At 71.8% G+C, this 16932-nt stretch carries 15 protein-coding genes; 8 read left to right on the top strand and 7 right to left on the bottom strand.

The genetic code is table 11. The features are described from left to right. Genes ACBJ59_RS25460 through ACBJ59_RS25480 form a run of 5 tightly spaced genes read right to left on the bottom strand, consistent with a single transcriptional unit; the run spans window position 1 to window position 5274 of the window. Window positions 1-1572 (bottom strand): ABC transporter permease, encoded by a 1572-nt coding sequence (locus ACBJ59_RS25460; RefSeq protein ID WP_375112754.1) that lies wholly within the window; start codon window positions 1570-1572, stop codon window positions 1-3. Then, on the bottom strand, window positions 1569-2507 hold the full coding sequence (locus ACBJ59_RS25465) for an ATP-binding cassette domain-containing protein (RefSeq protein ID WP_375112755.1): 939 nt from the start codon (window positions 2505-2507) through the stop codon (window positions 1569-1571). Before ACBJ59_RS25465 ends, ACBJ59_RS25460 begins: the two co-directional genes overlap by 4 nt. After that, window positions 2504-3130, bottom strand: coding sequence for a TetR/AcrR family transcriptional regulator (locus ACBJ59_RS25470; protein ID WP_375112756.1), 627 nt, complete (start codon window positions 3128-3130; stop codon window positions 2504-2506). The genes ACBJ59_RS25465 and ACBJ59_RS25470 overlap by 4 nt, the downstream gene beginning before the upstream one ends. A 54-nt stretch (window positions 3131-3184) precedes the next feature. Further along, window positions 3185-4390 carry a kynureninase gene (gene kynU / locus ACBJ59_RS25475; protein ID WP_375112757.1) on the bottom strand — a complete coding sequence of 402 codons (1206 nt, stop codon included), beginning with the start codon at window positions 4388-4390 and terminating at the stop codon, window positions 3185-3187. 11 nt (window positions 4391-4401) lie between these two features. Next, window positions 4402-5274 carry a tryptophan 2,3-dioxygenase gene (locus tag ACBJ59_RS25480; protein WP_375112758.1) on the bottom strand — a complete coding sequence of 291 codons (873 nt, stop codon included), beginning with the start codon at window positions 5272-5274 and terminating at the stop codon, window positions 4402-4404. A gap of 157 nt (window positions 5275-5431) precedes the next feature. Between ACBJ59_RS25480 and ACBJ59_RS25485 the strand changes: the two genes are divergently transcribed. Continuing rightward, a complete protein-coding gene (locus ACBJ59_RS25485; RefSeq protein WP_375112834.1) occupies window positions 5432-5866 on the top strand; it encodes an Lrp/AsnC family transcriptional regulator in 435 nt (144 codons plus the stop codon). A gap of 7 nt (window positions 5867-5873) precedes the next feature. Here the strand turns inward: ACBJ59_RS25485 and ACBJ59_RS25490 are convergent, their stop codons facing one another. Continuing rightward, a complete protein-coding gene (locus tag ACBJ59_RS25490; protein WP_375112759.1) occupies window positions 5874-6854 on the bottom strand; it encodes an ornithine cyclodeaminase family protein in 981 nt (326 codons plus the stop codon). Further along, window positions 6847-7614: an IclR family transcriptional regulator gene (locus ACBJ59_RS25495; RefSeq protein WP_364118221.1), complete on the bottom strand. Its 768-nt coding sequence runs from the start codon at window positions 7612-7614 to the stop codon at window positions 6847-6849. Before ACBJ59_RS25495 ends, ACBJ59_RS25490 begins: the two co-directional genes overlap by 8 nt. 153 nt (window positions 7615-7767) lie before the next feature. Between ACBJ59_RS25495 and ACBJ59_RS25500 the strand changes: the two genes are divergently transcribed. The 7 genes from ACBJ59_RS25500 (at window position 7768) to ACBJ59_RS25530 (ending at window position 16856) form a co-directional block, all read left to right on the top strand. Beyond that, on the top strand, window positions 7768-9183 hold the full coding sequence (locus ACBJ59_RS25500) for an amidohydrolase family protein (protein ID WP_375112760.1): 1416 nt from the start codon (window positions 7768-7770) through the stop codon (window positions 9181-9183). Then, window positions 9180-10244 carry a dipeptidase gene (locus tag ACBJ59_RS25505; RefSeq protein ID WP_375112761.1) on the top strand — a complete coding sequence of 355 codons (1065 nt, stop codon included), beginning with the start codon at window positions 9180-9182 and terminating at the stop codon, window positions 10242-10244. The genes ACBJ59_RS25500 and ACBJ59_RS25505 overlap by 4 nt, the downstream gene beginning before the upstream one ends. Before the next feature lie 100 nt (window positions 10245-10344). Beyond that, window positions 10345-12243: an ABC transporter substrate-binding protein gene (locus ACBJ59_RS25510; RefSeq protein ID WP_375112762.1), complete on the top strand. Its 1899-nt coding sequence runs from the start codon at window positions 10345-10347 to the stop codon at window positions 12241-12243. Between the two features lie 30 nt (window positions 12244-12273). Further along, a complete protein-coding gene (locus tag ACBJ59_RS25515; protein WP_375112763.1) occupies window positions 12274-13221 on the top strand; it encodes an ABC transporter permease in 948 nt (315 codons plus the stop codon). Next, window positions 13218-14114 carry an ABC transporter permease gene (locus ACBJ59_RS25520; RefSeq protein ID WP_375112764.1) on the top strand — a complete coding sequence of 299 codons (897 nt, stop codon included), beginning with the start codon at window positions 13218-13220 and terminating at the stop codon, window positions 14112-14114. Before ACBJ59_RS25515 ends, ACBJ59_RS25520 begins: the two co-directional genes overlap by 4 nt. A 28-nt stretch (window positions 14115-14142) precedes the next feature. After that, window positions 14143-16179 (top strand): dipeptide ABC transporter ATP-binding protein, encoded by a 2037-nt coding sequence (locus tag ACBJ59_RS25525; RefSeq protein WP_375112765.1) that lies wholly within the window; start codon window positions 14143-14145, stop codon window positions 16177-16179. 62 nt (window positions 16180-16241) lie between these two features. Then, on the top strand, window positions 16242-16856 hold the full coding sequence (locus ACBJ59_RS25530; protein ID WP_375112766.1) for a TetR family transcriptional regulator: 615 nt from the start codon (window positions 16242-16244) through the stop codon (window positions 16854-16856). The last annotated feature ends 76 nt before the right edge of the window (window positions 16857-16932 follow it).

The raw sequence follows: 16932 nt of genomic DNA on the forward strand, positions 1-16932 counted from the left end.
TCAGGCAGAGGGCATCAGGTCGCGGCGGCGCAGGAACGCCAGCCCCGCCGCGGCCAGGGCCACGGCCACCACGGTCAGCCCCAGCAACGGCACCACCGGCGACGAGGCACCGCCCAGCAACATCGCCGGCACGTGCACGAACGGCGACAGGTCGAGCACGAACCCGGTGGCCAGCTTGAACTCCGCCAGCAGATCCACGACCAGGAAGAGGCCGAGCGCGGTCCAGCTCGCGGCCGCCGCCGACCGGGGCAGCAGGCCGGACAGCAGCGTCGCGATCCCGACCACGATCCAGACCGCGGGCAGGTAGGCCAGCGTGGCCCCGGTGACGCGGGCCACGTCACCGTCGTAGGCGAGCCCCGCCGCCGCGCCCAGCGCGGCCAGCAGCAGCACCGGGCCCACGACCGCGAACGCCAGGTGGCTCAGCGCCCAGCGCAGCCGGCCGACAGGGGTGGACAGGAGCAGCTCGGCCCGGCCCGCCGCCTCCTCGCCACGGGCGCGGAGCGCCGACACCAGGGCCGCTCCTGTGACGAGCTGGCTGAGCACGTACATCACGAACGTGAAGAACACGTCCGACACGCGGGCGCCGGCGCCGCCGATGGTCGCGGCCAGCTCCTGGAACTGCGGGGTGTCCAACTGGGTGTCCAGCCCGCGCGCCGCCACGCCGAGGAGGGCGCCCATCAGGCCGAAACCGATCGCGAAGCCCGCGAGCGGACCCCGGTGCAGCCGGGCGGCCAGGCCGAAGGGACCGCGCAGCGCGCCGGTGGCGGGTCCTGGGCGCACGGACACCAGGCCGCCGGCCACGTCACGCCGGGTGGACAGCACGAACGCGAACGCGGCCAGGGCCGCCACGAACACCGCGATCAGCCCCAGCACCCACCACCGGTCACCGGCGTAGGGTCTGGTCAGCCGGACCCACCCGAACGGCGTCAGCCACGCGAGCCAGCCGATGCCGCCGACGTCGGCCAGCGAGCGCAGCGCGAACAGCAGGCCGCCGACGGCGATCGCGATGCCGCGGGCCGCCCCGGATGAGGCGGTGAGCTGCGCGGTGACGGCGGCCACGGCCGCGAACGCCCACCCGCCCGCGGCGATGGAGAGCCCGAACAGCAGCGAGGAACCCGCGGGCAGGCCGCCCGCGGCCAGAGCGGGCACCGACAGCAGGCCCAGCAGCAGGTTGGCGGCCAGCACGACCGCGAGCGCGGCGGCCAGCGGGGCGTGCCGGCCGATGACGCCCGAGGACAGCAGCTCGCGCCGGCCGGTCTCCTCCTCGACCCGGGTGTGCCGGGTCATCAGCAGGATGCTGACCAGCCCGCCGATCAGCGCGAGGGACGAGCCGAGCGTCCAGGCGGTCAGGCCGCCGACGCTCGCGTCGTAGATGGGGCCGCGCATGGCCAGCTGGGCGGGGTTGCTCACCGAGGCCGCCGCGAAGGCGTCGCGGGCGGCCTGGCCGGCGTACAGGTCGGCGGTGGCGGAGGCGATGCTCGCCGGCATCAGCGCGCTGATCGCGATCCACACCGGCAGCAGCACGCGGTCCCGGCGCAGGATGAGCCTGATCAGAACCCAGGTGCCGGTCATCTCGCGGCCCCCTCGTAGTGCCGCAGGAACAGCTCCTCCAGCGTCGGCGGCTGCGTGGTCAGCGTGCGCACGCCCGCCCCGGCCAGCTCGGCGAGCACCGCGGTGAGCGCGTCGCCGTCCACCTGGCAGCGCAGCCGGGCGCCGTCCACGGTCAGGTCGTGCACGCCGGGCAGCGTCGCCAGCCCGGGCGCCGGGCCGATCAGCTCGGCCGTCACCGAGGTGCGGGTGAGGTGGCGCAGCTCGGCCAGGCTGCCGGACTCGACGGTACGGCCGGCGCGGATGATGCTGACGCGGTCGCACAGCGTCTCGACCTCCGACAGGATGTGGCTGGACAGCAGCACGGTGCGGCCGGCGCGCTTCTCCCGCAGGACACACTCGTTGAAGACCGCCTCCATCAGCGGGTCCAGGCCCGAGGTCGGCTCGTCCAGCACCAGCAGTTCCGCGTCGGAGGCGAAGGCGGCCACCAGCGCCACCTTTTGCCGGTTGCCCTTGGAGTAGGTGCGGCACCTCTTGCGCGGGTCGAGCTCGAAGCGCTCCAGCAGCTCGGCGCGCCGCCGGGGGTCGAGGCCGCCGCGTGCCCTGCCCAGCAGGTCGATGACCTCACCGCCGGTCAGGGAGGGCCACAGGGTGACGTCGCCGGGCACGTAGGCGAGCCTTCGGTGCAGCTCTGTGGCGTCGCGCCACGGGTCGCCGCCGAGTAAGGCGATCCGGCCGCCGTCGGCGCGCATCTGACCGAGCAGGATGCGGATCGTGGTGGTCTTGCCCGCGCCGTTGGGGCCGAGGAAGCCGTGCACCTCGCCCGTCCCGACGGTGAGGTCGAGCCCGTCCAGGGCCCTGGTCCGGCCGAAGGTCTTCACCAGGCCGTCGGCGTGCACCGCGGCGGGCCCTGCTGTGGGCCCTGCGGTGTGCGCTGAGGTGTGCTCTGGGGCGCTCATTGTTGCTCCTCGAACTTCTCCAGGCCCGTCCGCGCCTGGTCGAACACCTCGCGGCCGAGGAATTCCGGGGCGATCAGGTCGAGCTGCGCCTTGCCGACGCGCAGCGCGCCCTGCGGGGCGTAGAGGTCGGTGCCGAGGGCGCGGGAGACGTGCTCGTGCAGCACCGTGATGCCCAGCTTCATCGCCGTGAGCACGGTCGCGCGGGCGCGGTGGTCGGCCTCGGAGTGCTGACCGCGGGTGAGGTGCTCCTCCGTCACGGCGACGAGTTCGTCGAACATGGCGGCGGCCGCGGGAGAGCCGTCCACGAGGGCCCGGCCGAGGTATTTCATCAGGGGTGGCGCGGTGCGGTGGACGTTCTCGATGAATTCGGGCTTGTCCAGGTTGCGGTCGGTGACGCCCACGTCGACCTGCTCGCGCAGGTAGCCGAGGACGTACTCGTCACAAGCCTGTCTCAGCGTTTCCTTGGTGCCGAAGTGATGCTGCACCAGGCCGGGCGAGACTTTCGCCGCCTCGGCTATCCCGCGGATCGTGGTGGCCTTGACCCCCTGCTCGGCGAACAACGCCATCGCGGCGTCGCGGATCCGGGCGCGCGTCGTCAGGTCCTCTTCAGATATTGGTCGCACGTCCAGAATTCTATACAAATGTATTGGATGCCATGCAAGCGTTCAGCGTACGGATCACAACTCCTTCCTGAGCGCCTCCGCGGCACGCCAGCAGTCGTGGTACGTCGAGTAGAGCGGGGTCGGCGCCAGCCGCAGGATGTCGGGATTGCGGGAGTCGGCGATCACCCCGTGGGCCCGGCTCAGCCGCCTGGACAGGCCGTCCGCGTCGGGCACCCGCAGGGAGAGCTGGCAGCCGCGGCGCTCCGGGGCGCGCGGGGTGACCACGGTGCACCAGCCGTCGAGCAGGCTCTCCAGATAGGCGGTCAGGCGGACACTGCGGGCGCGCAGCTCGGTCATGCCGACCCGGTCGAAGAGCTCGAGCGAGGTACGGACCGGGCTCATCGCGTAGACGGGCGGGTTGGAGATCTGCCAGGCGTCGGCGCTCTTGGGAGGCGCGCAGACGGGGTCCATGCGGAAACGCGTGTCCGGCTCGGTGCTCCACCAGCCCTCGAAGCGCTGGATCGAGGGGTCGTCGAGGTGGCGCTGGTGGACGAAGACGCCGCCGAGCGCGCCGGGCCCGGAGTTGAGGTACTTGTAGGTGCACCAGGCCCCGAAGTCGGGGCCCCACGCGTGCAGTTCGAGGGGGACGTTCCCGGCGGCGTGCGCCAGGTCCCAGCCGACCTTCGCGCCCGCCGCGTGGCCGGCCCGGGTGATCCGCGGGATGTCCAGCAGCTCGCCGGTCAGGTAGTTGACCCCGCCGAGCAGGACCAGCGCGACCTTGTCGCCTTCGGCGGCGAGGTAGGCCGGCGGGTCCGCCGTCGCGACCACGTCGAGGTCCGGGTCGAGGCCGTGGAAGCGTACGTGGCTGCGCACCGCGTAACGGTCAGAGGGGAACGCCGACTCCTCGATCAGGATGCGGGTGCGCTCGCCGCGCGGCCGGTAGAAGGAGACCATCAGCAGGTGCAGATTGACCGTCAGCGTGTTCATGACGACCGTCTCCTCGGGCAGCGCGCCGACCAGCCGGGCGGCGGGCTCGGTGAGGAGCTCGTTGTAGCGCACCCAGGGGCGGCCGCCGTCCATGTGGCCCTCGACGCCGAGCGTGGCCCAGCTGTCCAGGTCGCTCAGCAGCTCGTCGCGGGTGGCCCGGGGCTGCAGCCCGAGCGAGTTCCCGGCGAAGTAGGCGCACTCCTCGTGGTTCCCGCCCTGAGCGGGCGGGATCAGGAACAGGGAGCGATGGCCGGGGTCTTCGGCGTCCCGCCGCCGCGCGTCGTCTTCAGACATGGTGCGTCTCCTCACATGTGGGTACGGGCGGACCAGAGCTCGGGGAAGACCACCCTGGCCATGCTGCGCTCCAGCCAGGCCAGGCCGTTGGAGCCACCGCTGCCCGGTTTGGCGCCCATCGACCTGCGCACCGCCGCCACATGGGCGTAGCGCCAGTCCCCGAACCGCTCGGAGACCTCGGCCAGCGCGTCGCCGAGCGCCCGCAGGCCACCCGGCGCGTCGTCGCGGTAGACCGCCACCCAGGCGCGCTCGACCGCCTCGTCCGGCTCGTACTCGGTGCCGAAGTCCCGGTCGAGCACGGTGTCCGGGAGGTCGTGGCCGTGCCGGGCGAGCAGCGCGGTGGCGGCGTCCCAGACGCTCGGCTCGGCGAACGCGCGGTGCAGGCGCTCGCTCATCGCCGCCCCCTTGAACGGCCGCAGCAGCGCCTCGTTCTTCAACCCCAGCCTGAACTCCACCAGCCGGTACATGCCCGACTGCAGCCCCGACGCCTCCCCAAGGAGGTCACGGAACCTGTTGAAGTCCGCGGGCGTCATCCAGCGCAGGCCGTTCCAGCTGGCGTTCAGGGCCTCCAGGTGCAGGGCCGTGCGGCGCAGCGCCCCGACCGCGTCCGGCACCCGGTCGGCCCGCAGCGACTCCCGGACGGAGAGCAGCTCGTAGGCGATGAGCTTGAAGTAGAGCTCCATCACCTGGGTGATCACCAGGAACGACATCTCGCCCGGAGCGTCGCTCAGCGGCCGCTGCAGGTCGTGCAGGATGTCGGTACGGACGTAGGCGTCGTAGGGGATCTCCCGCTCGAATTCCAGGGTCGGCAGCCCGCCGCTCGCCCTGGCCCGCTCGGCCCGCTCTCCGGCCGAGGTCGGACGCACCCGTCCTGTCGTTTCCATGTGTGCCGCACTCCCTTCGCTCATCGGCACCTCATGATGGTGCGGTGATACGGCCGGGAGGAATGCCAGTTCAACGGCCTTTCTCGCGAAGAGCCTCATGTCTGGTATCTATTTCGGTCATACCATTTTCAAATGAAAGGTGGCCCTGGTGGACGCCATGGACTGGGAGCTGCTGCGTGAGCTCCAGGAGAACGCCCGGCTCTCCTTCAACGAGCTGTCGCGCCGGGTCCACCTGTCACCGCCCGCGGTGGCCGAGCGGGTCCGCCGCCTGGAGGAGACCGGGGTGATCACCGGCTATCACGCCACGGTGGATCCGGCTCGGGCCGGCTGGGCGGTGTCCGCGTTCGTACAGCTGACCTGCTACGGGCCGACCTGCGTGCTGCGCGATCCGGAGGTGCCGGCCTGGCCGGAGATCCGGGAGATCCACCGGGTCACCGGTGACGTGTGCAGCATCCTCAAGATCGCAGTGCCGTCGATGGCGGCGTTCGAGGCCCTGATCGACCGCCTGGCGGTCTACGGGAAGCCGTCGAGCACCATGATCTTCTCGAGCCCTCTCGCCCACAGGCCGGTCACCGCGGCACCCACCCGCTGAACGGCGGCTACAGGTCGACGCTGAACCCCAGCCCGCGCTCGCGGGCCACCCTGTAGGCCACCGAGGCCGCCGCGACGTCGAGCGCGGCGTGCCCGGTGGACTTGAACAGCGTCAGCTCCTCGGCCGAGCGCCGCCCCGGATGCGCGCCGTCGAGCACGGCGCCGATCAGGCGGGCGTCGGCCGGGTCGGCGCCCTGCAGCTCCCAGGCGCCGGCCGGCGGCGGCTCGGTCACGGCGCCCCGCCACTCCACGAACAGCGACGCCGCCCGCAGGGTGTCGTCACCGAACTCCGGCCCGTCGGAGCCGCCCACCGAGCTGAGGTGCGCGCCGCCGCCGAGCCAGGACCGGCGAACCACCGGCTCCCGGCTCGAGGTGCAGCAGAAGACGACGTCCGCGCCCCTGACCGCCTCCTCGACCGTGGTCGCGCTCCCGGCGGGCAGCTCCGCGACGAGGCGCTCCGCGGCGCCGCGGTCACGCGCTCCGACCACCGGCCGCACGGAATCCAGCGCCGGGTCCAGCACCGGGTCCAGGGCCGCGATGAGGCCGAGCTGGGCGCGGGCCTGCGTCCCGGTGCCGATCACGGCGACGCGGCGGGCGCCGGGCCGCGCGAGCGCGATCATGGCGGCGGTCGCGGTGGCCGCCGTGCGCAGCGCGGTGATCGTCTCGGCGTCCATGACCGCCAGCGGCCGGCCGTTCTCCTCGTCGAAGTAGGCGACGATGCCGCGGTGGGCGCCGTGCCCGCCCGCCGTGACGGCGGAGAAGACGGTCACGAGCTTGGCGGCCAGCCCGAGCTGCGGCACGTAGCCCGGCATCGCGCCCAGCAGCCCGTGCGGCGATCGGGCCGCGACGCGGGGCGGGGCGGAGGCGTCGCCGCGGCTGATGGCGACAAGAGCGGTGCGCACCGCCGCGAGGAGCGCGTCAGCCGGCAGGGCCGCCCTGGTCTGATCCCGGTCGAGGACGAGAACTCCGCTCACTGCGGTGTCAATCAAGGTCGACTCCGGGGGTCGTCGTGCCGCTCAGGGTGCCTTGCAGCTCGTCCGTGGCGGCGGTGAGGCTGTCTTTCAGCTTCGCCAGGGTGGCGTCGTCGAACTCGCTGTCGAGACCGACGATCGTCAGGGCGCAGATCGGGCGCCCGTTGCCGGTGAGCACCGCGCGGCTCAGCGAGGCGATCACTTCCTCGTTGCGCCCGCGCTCCAGCGCGAAACCGGTGCGCCGGGTCAGGTCGATGTCCTTCAGCAGCTCGGCCCGGGCGACCGCGGGGCCGCCCTGCTGCTCGGCGACGCGCAGGTAAGGGACCTGCGCGGTGTCGTCCAGCGCGGAGACCAGCGCCATGGGGCCGGCGAACTTGTGAATGGGCAGCAGCTCCCCCAGCAGGTCGGTGATCATCGCCAGCCGCGGTGGCCGCACGACGTCGATCACCCGCGCCCCTTCGGGCTCCAGGACCTGGAGGTTCACCATCATCGCCGTCTGGTCGGACAACGCCTGGAGCACCGGCCTGCTCAGGACCACGAGCGAGTTGGCGGTCGCGGCCTGGGAGAACTGCAGGACGATCGTCCCGGGCAGGTAGTGATCCTGGCTGCGCATGATCCAGCCGCGGCGGACCAGGTCGACCAGGATGCGGTAGGCGGTGGCGCGGTGCATCCCCGCCAGGTTCGCCACCTCACTGAGGCGCAGCGGGCGGTTCGCCTGGACGACGGCCTCGATGAGGTCCAGGGCTTTGTCCACGGCAGAGCTGGCCGGTCTGGGCAAGGTCCCCCTCCACGGTCGTCGACGCCATCATTCCACGCTTGACGCATGTTATCAGACGTTGCTAGTGTTGCAACACTTGTTACGCTGTATGTAACAGATCGAGTCGAGACTCCCCACTCGACGAAGCTCTGGAACGGAGACCGAGCGACCCCCATGACCGACAGAGACGAACGACCGGTCGCGGGCAACGACCCGGCGCCCACCCCCTTCGCGCCCGCCGCGCCAGGAGAGGTGACGGTCTACCGCGACGCGTCGCTGATCGACGGGACCGGTGCGCCCGTCCGCCGCGGGATGGCGGTGGTGACCGACGGGCCGATGATCAAGGCGGTCCTGCCGGACGCTGAGCTGAGCTCGTCGGACCTGGACGGCGCCGAGGTCGTCGACGTGGCGGGGGCGTTCCTGCTGCCCGGCCTCATCGACACCCACCAGCACCTGTCCACCCCGCCCAACCGCGAGTGGGCCGAGGAGATGATGCGCCGCCAGCTGTACGGCGGCGTCACCGCGATCCGCGAGATGGCCGGCGACCTGCGGCAGATGGCGGACCTGGAGCGCGCCGCGCTGATCGGCGAGATCCCCGGCCCCGACGTCCACAACGCCGCGCTGATGGCCGGCCCGAGCTTCTTCGACGACCCCCGCACGTGGCAGGTGACCCAGGGCACGACGCCCGGCACCGCGCCGTGGATGCAGGCGATCGACGAGGACACCGACCTGACGCTGGCCGTCGCGCGGGCACGGGGCACCGGAGCCGTGGCCGTCAAGGTCTACGCCGACCTCGACGGTCCGACGATCGCCCGGATCACCGCCGAGGCGCACCGGCAGGGCATGCGGGTGTGGGCGCACGCGTCGGTGTTCCCCGCCCTGCCCGGCGACGTCGTGGCGGCCGGCGTGGACGTGGTGTCACACGTCCACATGCTCGCCTACCAGCTCGCCGGCGTACGGCCCGCGACGTACCGCGGACAGCGCGCCCACCTCGCGGAGGTCTACGAGCGCTTCCTGGACGCGCCGGTGGACGCGATCGACGCGCTGCTCGGCGACATGCGGCGGCGCGGCACGATCCTCGACGCCACGGCGAGCGTGGTGGCCAGGATCCCGCTCAGCCCGCCCGGCGCGGCCGGGATGGCGCAGGACGTGCTGCGGCGGCTGATCGACCGCGCCCGGCACGTGGGCGTGGAGATCTGCGCCGGCACCGACTACGAGACCCCGCCGGGCGACCCCTACCCCTCGCTCCACGACGAGCTCGACCACCTCGTCCACGCGATGGGCCTGCCGCCCCGGGAGGCGGTCCGCGCGGCCACCCTCGCGGGGGCGGCCGCCCTGGGGCAGCGCGCCACGACGGGCAGCGTCGAGGCCGGCAAGCTGGCCAACCTGCTCGTCGTCGCCGCCGACCCGTACGAGGACATCGGCCACCTGCGCCACATCGTCACGACGGTCAAGCGCGGCCGGCGCCACGACCGCGCCGACTACGAGCGGGCCGACCACGACCGGGCCGACCACGACCGGGCCGACCACGAGCGGGCCGACCACGAGCGGGCCCGCGCCGCGGGCGTCGAGGAAGGGGCGCCGGCATGAGCATCGACATCTCCGGTCACATCGTCGTCAACGCGCTCGGCGTGCTGGACAACCCGAACGCCGAGGCCGCCGGCACGCTCGTGCAGACCAGCGACCGGCTGACCATCGACGAGCGCACGCTGGCCGACGCGCACGCCTCGGGCGTGACCGCGATCAACGTCACCCTGGGCTACACGATGGGCGACTTCCCGCCCTATCAGCACACCCTGCGGGAGATCGGGACCTGGGACGCGATCATCCGCGCCCACCACGAGCACCTGGTGCGCGTCGACACGGCCGAGGACATCGCCGAGGCCAAGCGCACCGGCAAGATCGGCATCATCTACGGCTTCCAGAACGCCGCCGCGGTGGAGGACCGGCCCGAACGCGTCGCCACCTTCTCCCGCCTGGGCGTCCGGGTCATCCAGCTGACCTACAACCAGGCGAACCAGGTCGGCGACGGCTCGATGGCGCCGGGCAACCGGGGCCTGACGCCGCTCGGGCGGGAGGTCGTGGCGGCGCTCAACGAGCAGCGCGTCATGGTCGACCTGTCGCACAGCGGCGAGCGGACCTGCCTGGAGGCCGCGCGGGTGTCCGCTCAGCCCGTCTCGATCAACCACACCGGCTGCCGGGCGCTGGTCGACCTGCCGCGCAACAAGACCGACGAGGAGCTGCGGCTGGTCGCCTCGCGAGGCGGTTTCGTCGGGATCTATTTCATGCCGTTCCTCAACGCCTCCGGGCACGCCCGCGCCTCCGACGTGGTGGAGCACATCGTCCACGCCGTCAACGTGTGCGGCGAGGACCACGTGGGCATCGGCACCGACGGCACGATCACCGCCATCGACGACCTCGACGCCTACCGGGACCGGCTCGCCGAGCACGTGGCGCTGCGCCGGCAGGCCGGGGCCTCCGCGGCCGGGGAGCGCAGCGACACCTTCCCGTTCGTCGTCGACCTGCGCGGGGTCGACCAGTTCCGGGAGCTGGCGCGCCTGCTGGAGGAGCGCGGCTATTCGTCGGCCAGGATCGAGAAGATCCTCGGCCTCAACTTCTACACCTACGCAAAGGCGGTCTGGGGCGACTGACGGCCGCCGAGCCGTGACGTTTCCCCCCGCATACGGCAACAGGAGCGGGCGACGTGGACATCTACCGATTCACCGGATATCGAGCCGCAACGAGGCGGCCATGAGCGGCGTCCGCGGCCGGCGCGCGCTCATCGCGGCGACGCTGGCCACCCTCCTGCCGCTCGCGGCGTGCAGCGGCGGCAGCGGCAGTGGCGGCACCGAGGGCACGGGCGGCGACCAGGCCGCCCGCAGGTCCGGGTCCCAGACCTTCGGCGAGCTGCCGGCGGAGTCAGGCACGCCCAAGGACGGCGGCACCATCGACATCGCGCAGCAGCCCGGAGCCGGGCCCTACTACATGCTGCCGATCGTGCCCGGCGCGTTCAACTCGACCTACGTGACCTACCAGTTCCAGCGGCTCATGTACCGGCCGCTCTACTGGTTCCCCGAAGGCGCCAGCCCCAAGGTCAACCCGGTGCTCAGCCTGGCCGAGCCGCCGGAGTTCTCCGACGGCAACAAGACGGTGACCATCAAGCTGAAGCCGGGCTACACCTGGTCCGACGGCTCCCCGGTCGAGGCCGGCGACGTGGTCTTCTTCATCGACCTGCTCAAGGCCGCGCTGCGGAAGAACGCCGCCAACTGGGGCGGCTACACGCCCGGCCAGTTCCCCGACAACGTCACCAGCGCGAAGGCGACCTCGGCGGACACCGTGACACTGAAGCTGGAAGAGGCCTACAACCCCGAGTGGTTCACCGCCGACGAGCTGACCTCGGTCGTGCCGCTGCCGGCCAAGCAGTGGGCCAGGGCGTCGGCCGGCGGGCCGATCCTCGACGCCGGTGAGCCGAAGAACGCCGAGGCGATCTACGCCTACCTCGACAAGGCCTCCCGGGACCCGGCCGGCTTCGCCACGAACCCGCTCTGGCAGACGGTGAACGGCCCGTACCGGCTGAGCGCCTTCGACGTGACCACGAACTTCTACGCGATGACCGCCAACGAGGCGTACTCCGGCCCGCGCAAGCCCCGCATCAAGACGCTGAACTTCCGGCCGTTCACCTCCGAGACCGCGAAGTTCAACCAGCTCCTGAGCGGCAACCTGACGATGGCCACGGTGGACCAGGGCCACGTGGGGCAGGTGAAGGCGCTCAAGGCCGCCGGCTATCACGTCTACGGCGCCCCCCGCCTGGGCTTCAACTTCATCATGCTCAACTTCAAGGACACGACCGACAACGTCGACAAGATCCTCGGTCAGCTCTACGTCAGGCAGGCGCTGCAGCACCTCATCGACCAGCCCGGTTACATCGCCAGCAAGGGCATGTACAACGGCGCGGCCGCGGAGAGCTACGGCACGGCGCCGGCGAGCTCGCCGTACGCGTCGAAGAGCGTCGCCACCGCGCCGTACCCCTACGACCCGGCCGCCGCGCGCAAGCTGCTGGAGGAGCACGGGTGGAAGGTCGTGCCGAACGGCGCCACGACGTGCGAACGTCCCGGCAGCGGGCCGTCGGAGTGCGGCGAGGGGATCCCGCAGGGCCAGGCGATCAAGTTCAACCTCTTCTACCGCAGCGAGCCGCAGCTGCACAGCGCGGTCAGCACGGCGTTCTCCTCGGAGGCCCGCAAGCTGGGCATCGAGATCACGGTCGCGCCGAAGACGTTCAGCTTCCTGATCCAGAACTACAACGTGCCGGCGGCGCCCTCGAAGGCCGGTGAGTGGGCCATGTCGACCTGGGGCGGCTTCAGCACCACGCCGTACCCGACCATGACCGGGACCTTCGACTCCAAGGGCTCGGGCAACGTGGGCGCCTACAACGACCCCGAGACCGACGAGCTGATCCGCGCCTCCGTGCACGGCGAGGACCGCCAGGCCGTCCAGGCCGAGATCGAGCGGCTGCGGACCGAGCTGCCCGTGCTCTGGCTGCCGACCGCCCACACCATCTGGGCCTGGAAGGACACGCTGTCCGGCCCGCAGGAGACCTTCGCCGCCCTGCCCACCACGGTGCTGACGCCGGAGTACTGGTACCTGCGCTAGCACCACAGAACCACAGGAAGGAGGGGCAGCGTGATCCAGTTCGTGCTGCGCCGGCTGGCGACGTCGGCCATCGTGGTCCTGGGCGTCTCGGTGATCACCTTCATCATGCTGCACGGGATGTCCGGCTCGCCCGGCCGCGCGATCCTCGGCGTGCAGGCCAGCGCGGAAGCGGTGGCCGCCTTCGACCGGGAGCACGGCTACGACCGGTCGCTGTTCGTGCAGTATTTCAGCTACCTCGGCCGGCTCCTGGAGGGCGACCTCGGCTACTCCTACAAGCTGAACCAGAGCGTGAACGCGCTGCTGGCCGAGAACGCCGGCCGGACCGCGATGCTGGCCGGCGTGGCCCTCGTCCTGGCCGTCGCCATCGCGGTGCCGCTGGGCGTCTTCCAGGCGGTCAAGCGCAACAGCATCGGCGACAACGTGCTGACCACGCTCACCTTCATCGCCTACTCGATGCCCGTCTTCCTGCTGGCGATGCTGCTGATCCAGGTCTTCGCGCTGGGGCTGGGCGTCCTGCCCGCGCAGGCCTCGCAGTCGAGCTCCACGTTCGTCATCTTCACCGAGCCCCGCGCCATGCTGCTGCCCGTGCTGACGCTGACCGGCATCACGGTGGCGCTGTACTCCCGGTACCAGCGCTCCGCGGCGCTGGACCAGCTCGCACAGGACTACATCAGGGTGGCGCGGGCGAAAGGACTGTCGATGCGCCTGGTCCTGACCCGTCACCTGCTGCGCAACGCCTGCCTGCCGCTGGTGACCCTGATCGGCATGACGATCCCGCTGTTGCTCGCCGGCAACCTCGTGGTCGAGTCGGTCTTCAACTACCCGGGCCTGGGGCTGCTGTTCTTCAACGCCCTGAACAACCAGGACTATCCGGTCCTGCTCGGCTACACCCTGGTCGCCGCCACCCTGACCGTCCTGGGCAACCTCCTGGCCGACCTGCTCGTGGCGGTCAGCGACCCGAGGACACAACGCGCATGACCGACACAGCACCACACACGGCACCACACACGGCACCGCCTCGGGTCACCAGCGGATGGCGCCTCGCCCTGCGCTCCTTCGCGCAGAACCGGCTCGCCGTCATCGGCGTGGGCATCATCGTCCTGCTCGCCCTGTTCTGCTTCGCCGGCCCCCACCTGTACGTCACCGAGCAGATCGCCGTCGACCCGGTGAGCAGCCTGCTGCCGCCGGACGCCGTCCATCCCCTCGGCACCGACGCGCAGGGCTTCGACGTGCTCGGGCGGATCATGCTGGGCGGCCAGGCGTCGCTGCAGATCGGGCTGTTCGCGGCGCTCATCGCCACCGCGTTCGGCACGCTGTACGGGACGGTCGCGGGCCTGGCCGGCGGCATCGTGGACGGCATCATGATGCGCGTGGTCGACACGCTGCTGTCGATCCCCTTCCTGTTCGTCGTGCTCATCGCCGCGACGCAGTTCAGCTCCTCGGTCCTGTCGCTCAGCCTGATCCTGGGGGCGTTCTCCTGGCTCGCCCCCGCCCGGCTGGTCAGGGCCGAGGTCCTCTCCCTGCGCTCGCGCGGGTTCGTCGCGGCCGCGACCGTGATGGGGGCGACGAAGCCGCGGATCATCGCCAGGCACCTGATCCCGAACGCGCTGGGCGTCGTGATCGTGAACATCACCTTCCAGGTCGCCGACGCGATCATCGCGGTCTCGCTGCTGGGCTTCCTCGGGTTCGGGCTCAACTATCCCGACGTCGAATGGGGCACGCAGCTCTCCGACGGGGTGAGCCACCTGTTCGAGGGCGCCTGGTGGCTGATCTACCCGGTCGGGGGCTGCCTGGTCCTGATCGTCATGGCGTTCAACTTCGTCGGGGACGCGCTGCGCGACTCGATCGACGTACGGCTGAGGCGGCGCTGATGGCCGCCCGCACGGAAAGGGGCAAGTGATGCCCGACGGTGACGTTCTGGCCATCGAGCGCCTGTCGGCCGGCATCCGGCTGAGGAGGTCAGCGGTCGACGTCGTCAGGGCCGTGGACCTGCGGCTGCGCCCGGGCGAGACCCTCGGGCTGGTGGGCGAGTCCGGCAGCGGGAAGTCGATGACCGGCCTGTCGATCATGGGCCTGCTGCCGCCCGGCGGCCGGATCACCGAGGGCTCGATCAAGCTCGACGGCCGGGAGCTGGTCGGCCTGCCCGAACGGGAGTACCAGCGGATCCGCGGCAACGAGATCGCCATGGTCTTCCAGGATCCGATGACCTCGCTCAACCCCACCAAGACCATCGGCGAGCAGGTCGCCGAGCCGATCAGGCTGCACCTCGGCGCGAGCCCGAGGCAGGCGCGCGAGCGGGCGATCGAGATGCTCGCGCTGGTCGGCATCGCCCGCCCCGCCGAGAGGTTCGGCGACCACCCGCACCAGCTCTCCGGCGGGCTGCGGCAGCGGGTCATGATCGCCATGGCCCTGTCCTGCGAGCCGAAGGTGCTGATCGCCGACGAGCCGACGACGGCGCTGGACGTGACCGTCCAGGCCCAGGTCCTGCGGTTGCTGCACGACCTCAAGGACCGCCTCGGGATGGCCATGCTGCTGATCACCCACGACATGGGCGTGATCGCGCGCTGGGCCGACCGGGTCAGCGTCATGTACGGGGGCGGCATCGTCGAGAGCGCGCGCACCGGCGAGCTCTTCGCCGGAATGCGGCACCCGTACACGCAGGCGCTGCTGGCGTGCACGCCACGGCTGACCCAGCGGCGCGAGCACACCCTCTACTCCATCCCCGGCGCCCCTCCCGACCTGGCCGACCCGCCGGCCGGCTGCCGTTTCGCCGCCCGCTGCGCGCACGCCACCGACCGCTGCGCGGGCGCGGCGCCCCCGCTCGCCGAGTCGCGCCCGGGACACCTGCTGGCCTGCTGGCACCCGGTCGACGGGCCGCTCGCGCCGGTCACGGGCCCCGCGGCGGCGACGGCGCGGGACGGTCGGGCGGCCGAGCCGGTGCTGACCGTCGACGACCTCGTCAAGGAGTACGGCGCGCCGCGCCGCTTCCCCCTGCTCGGCCCCGCGCGCAGCGTCAAGGCCGTGTCCGGGGTGTCGTTCGAGGTCCGGGCCGGCCAGACCTTCGGGCTGGTCGGCGAGAGCGGCTGCGGCAAGAGCACCCTGGCCAAGATGATCGTCGCGCTGGAGCAGCCCTCCTCGGGCAGCGTCACGGCCCTCGGCGGCAGGCTGAACGGGCTGCGCGGGCGGAGCCTGCGCCGGCATCGGCGCAACCTGCAGATGATGTTCCAGGATCCGCTGGACGCGCTCGACCCGCGCATGCGCGTCGGCGCCATCCTGCGCGAGCCGTTCGAGGCCCAGGGCATCGGCACCGCCGAGGAGCAGGTGGCGGCGATCAGGGAGCTGCTCGACGAGGTCGGGCTGCCGCACAGCGTGCTGGAGCGCCATCCGCACGAGTTCTCCGGCGGGCAGCGGCAGCGCATCGCGCTGGCCAGGGCGCTCGCGCTCAACCCGCGGGTGATCGTGGCCGACGAGCCGGTGAGCGCGCTGGACGTGTCGATCCGGTCGCAGGTGCTCAACCTGATGAAGCGGCTGCAGGCCAAGCACGAGCTCACCTATGTCGTGATTTCTCATGACCTGACGGTGGTGCGGTACATGGCGGACACCGTCGGGGTGATGTATCTCGGCAAGCTCGTCGAGATCGGGCCGGCGGATGACATCTACCTCCGTCCCGTGCACCCGTACACGGCGAGCCTGATCGCCGCGATCCCGGAGCCGGATCCTGGCGCGGGAGAGGCCGCCGATCCGGTGGAGCTCGGCTCGGAGCTGCCCAGCCCGCTCGACCCGCCCTCGGGGTGCCGCTTCCGCACCCGGTGCCCGCGGGCGCGGGCCCGGTGCGCCGAGGAGGAGCCGGCGCTGCTCGGGTTCGATCCCGGGCACGCGGCGGCCTGCCACTTCCCGCTCAGGGAGCCGCAGGACGCCGTACCGTCCCGTATGTGATCTGCCGCACTTCAGATCCTGAAACATTGCAGGATCTGAAAGTTTTTCCCTACTCTGGCATCGTGACCATTGTGGACAGCGCTGACGAACTCGGCCGGAGGGATCGGAAGAAGCTCGAGACCCGCGCAGCGCTGGAGCACGCCGCCCTGACGCTGGTGGCCGAGCGCGGCCTGGCGGCGGTCACGGTGGAGGACATCGCCGAGGCGGTGGACGTCTCCTCGCGTACGTTCTTCAACTACTTCCCGTCCAAGGAGGACGCGCTCATCGGCCCGGGCCCGGCGTCCGCCGCCGGGCTGCGCGACAGGCTGGAGGCCGTGCCCCCGGACGTACCGGTCCTGGAGGCGCTGCGGCTGCTGGCGCGGGGCGAGGCCGAGCACGTCCAGGAACAGCGCGAGCAGTGGCTGCTGCGGCTGAAGGTGTTCGAGCAGAACCCCTCGCTTCTTCCCCGGCTCGTCGCCGGCGGTACCGAGACCGAGCGCGTCGTCACGGAGGCCGTCGCCCGCCGGGCCGGTGTCGAACCCGTCACGACCGGCTATCCGGAGCTGGCCACCGCGGCGGCCCTGGCGGCCTTCCGGGTGGCGATGCTCCGGTGGAGCGCCGCGGGCGGCCGCCCGGAGCTGGTGGACCTGGTCGACGAGGCCTTCTCCCAGCTCGCCGCCGGCCTGCCCAACCCCTGACCGCCCCGGTCACGTCCTTTCCGACTGTCCCGTAAACGTTTCCGTCGAGCCGGCGTCCGCACGAATCCCGCGGAGC

This window comes from Nonomuraea sp. MTCD27 (assembly GCF_041950495.1).
Lineage (GTDB): Bacteria > Actinomycetota > Actinomycetes > Streptosporangiales > Streptosporangiaceae > Nonomuraea.

Excerpts from the sequence above, each read along its gene's own strand:
- ACBJ59_RS25460 (WP_375112754.1), bottom strand. The coding sequence starts at position 1,572 with ATGACCGGCACCTGGGTTCTGATCAGGCTCATCCTGCGCCGGGACCGC.
- ACBJ59_RS25465 (WP_375112755.1), bottom strand. The coding sequence starts at position 2,507 with ATGAGCGCCCCAGAGCACACCTCAGCGCACACCGCAGGGCCCACAGCA.
- kynU (WP_375112757.1), bottom strand. The coding sequence starts at position 4,390 with ATGTCTGAAGACGACGCGCGGCGGCGGGACGCCGAAGACCCCGGCCAT.
- ACBJ59_RS25480 (WP_375112758.1), bottom strand. The coding sequence starts at position 5,274 with ATGGAAACGACAGGACGGGTGCGTCCGACCTCGGCCGGAGAGCGGGCC.
- ACBJ59_RS25485 (WP_375112834.1), top strand. The coding sequence starts at position 5,432 with ATGGACTGGGAGCTGCTGCGTGAGCTCCAGGAGAACGCCCGGCTCTCC.
- ACBJ59_RS25500 (WP_375112760.1), top strand. The coding sequence starts at position 7,768 with ATGACCGACAGAGACGAACGACCGGTCGCGGGCAACGACCCGGCGCCC.
- ACBJ59_RS25505 (WP_375112761.1), top strand. The coding sequence starts at position 9,180 with ATGAGCATCGACATCTCCGGTCACATCGTCGTCAACGCGCTCGGCGTG.
- ACBJ59_RS25510 (WP_375112762.1), top strand. The coding sequence starts at position 10,345 with ATGAGCGGCGTCCGCGGCCGGCGCGCGCTCATCGCGGCGACGCTGGCC.
- ACBJ59_RS25520 (WP_375112764.1), top strand. The coding sequence starts at position 13,218 with ATGACCGACACAGCACCACACACGGCACCACACACGGCACCGCCTCGG.
- ACBJ59_RS25525 (WP_375112765.1), top strand. The coding sequence starts at position 14,143 with ATGCCCGACGGTGACGTTCTGGCCATCGAGCGCCTGTCGGCCGGCATC.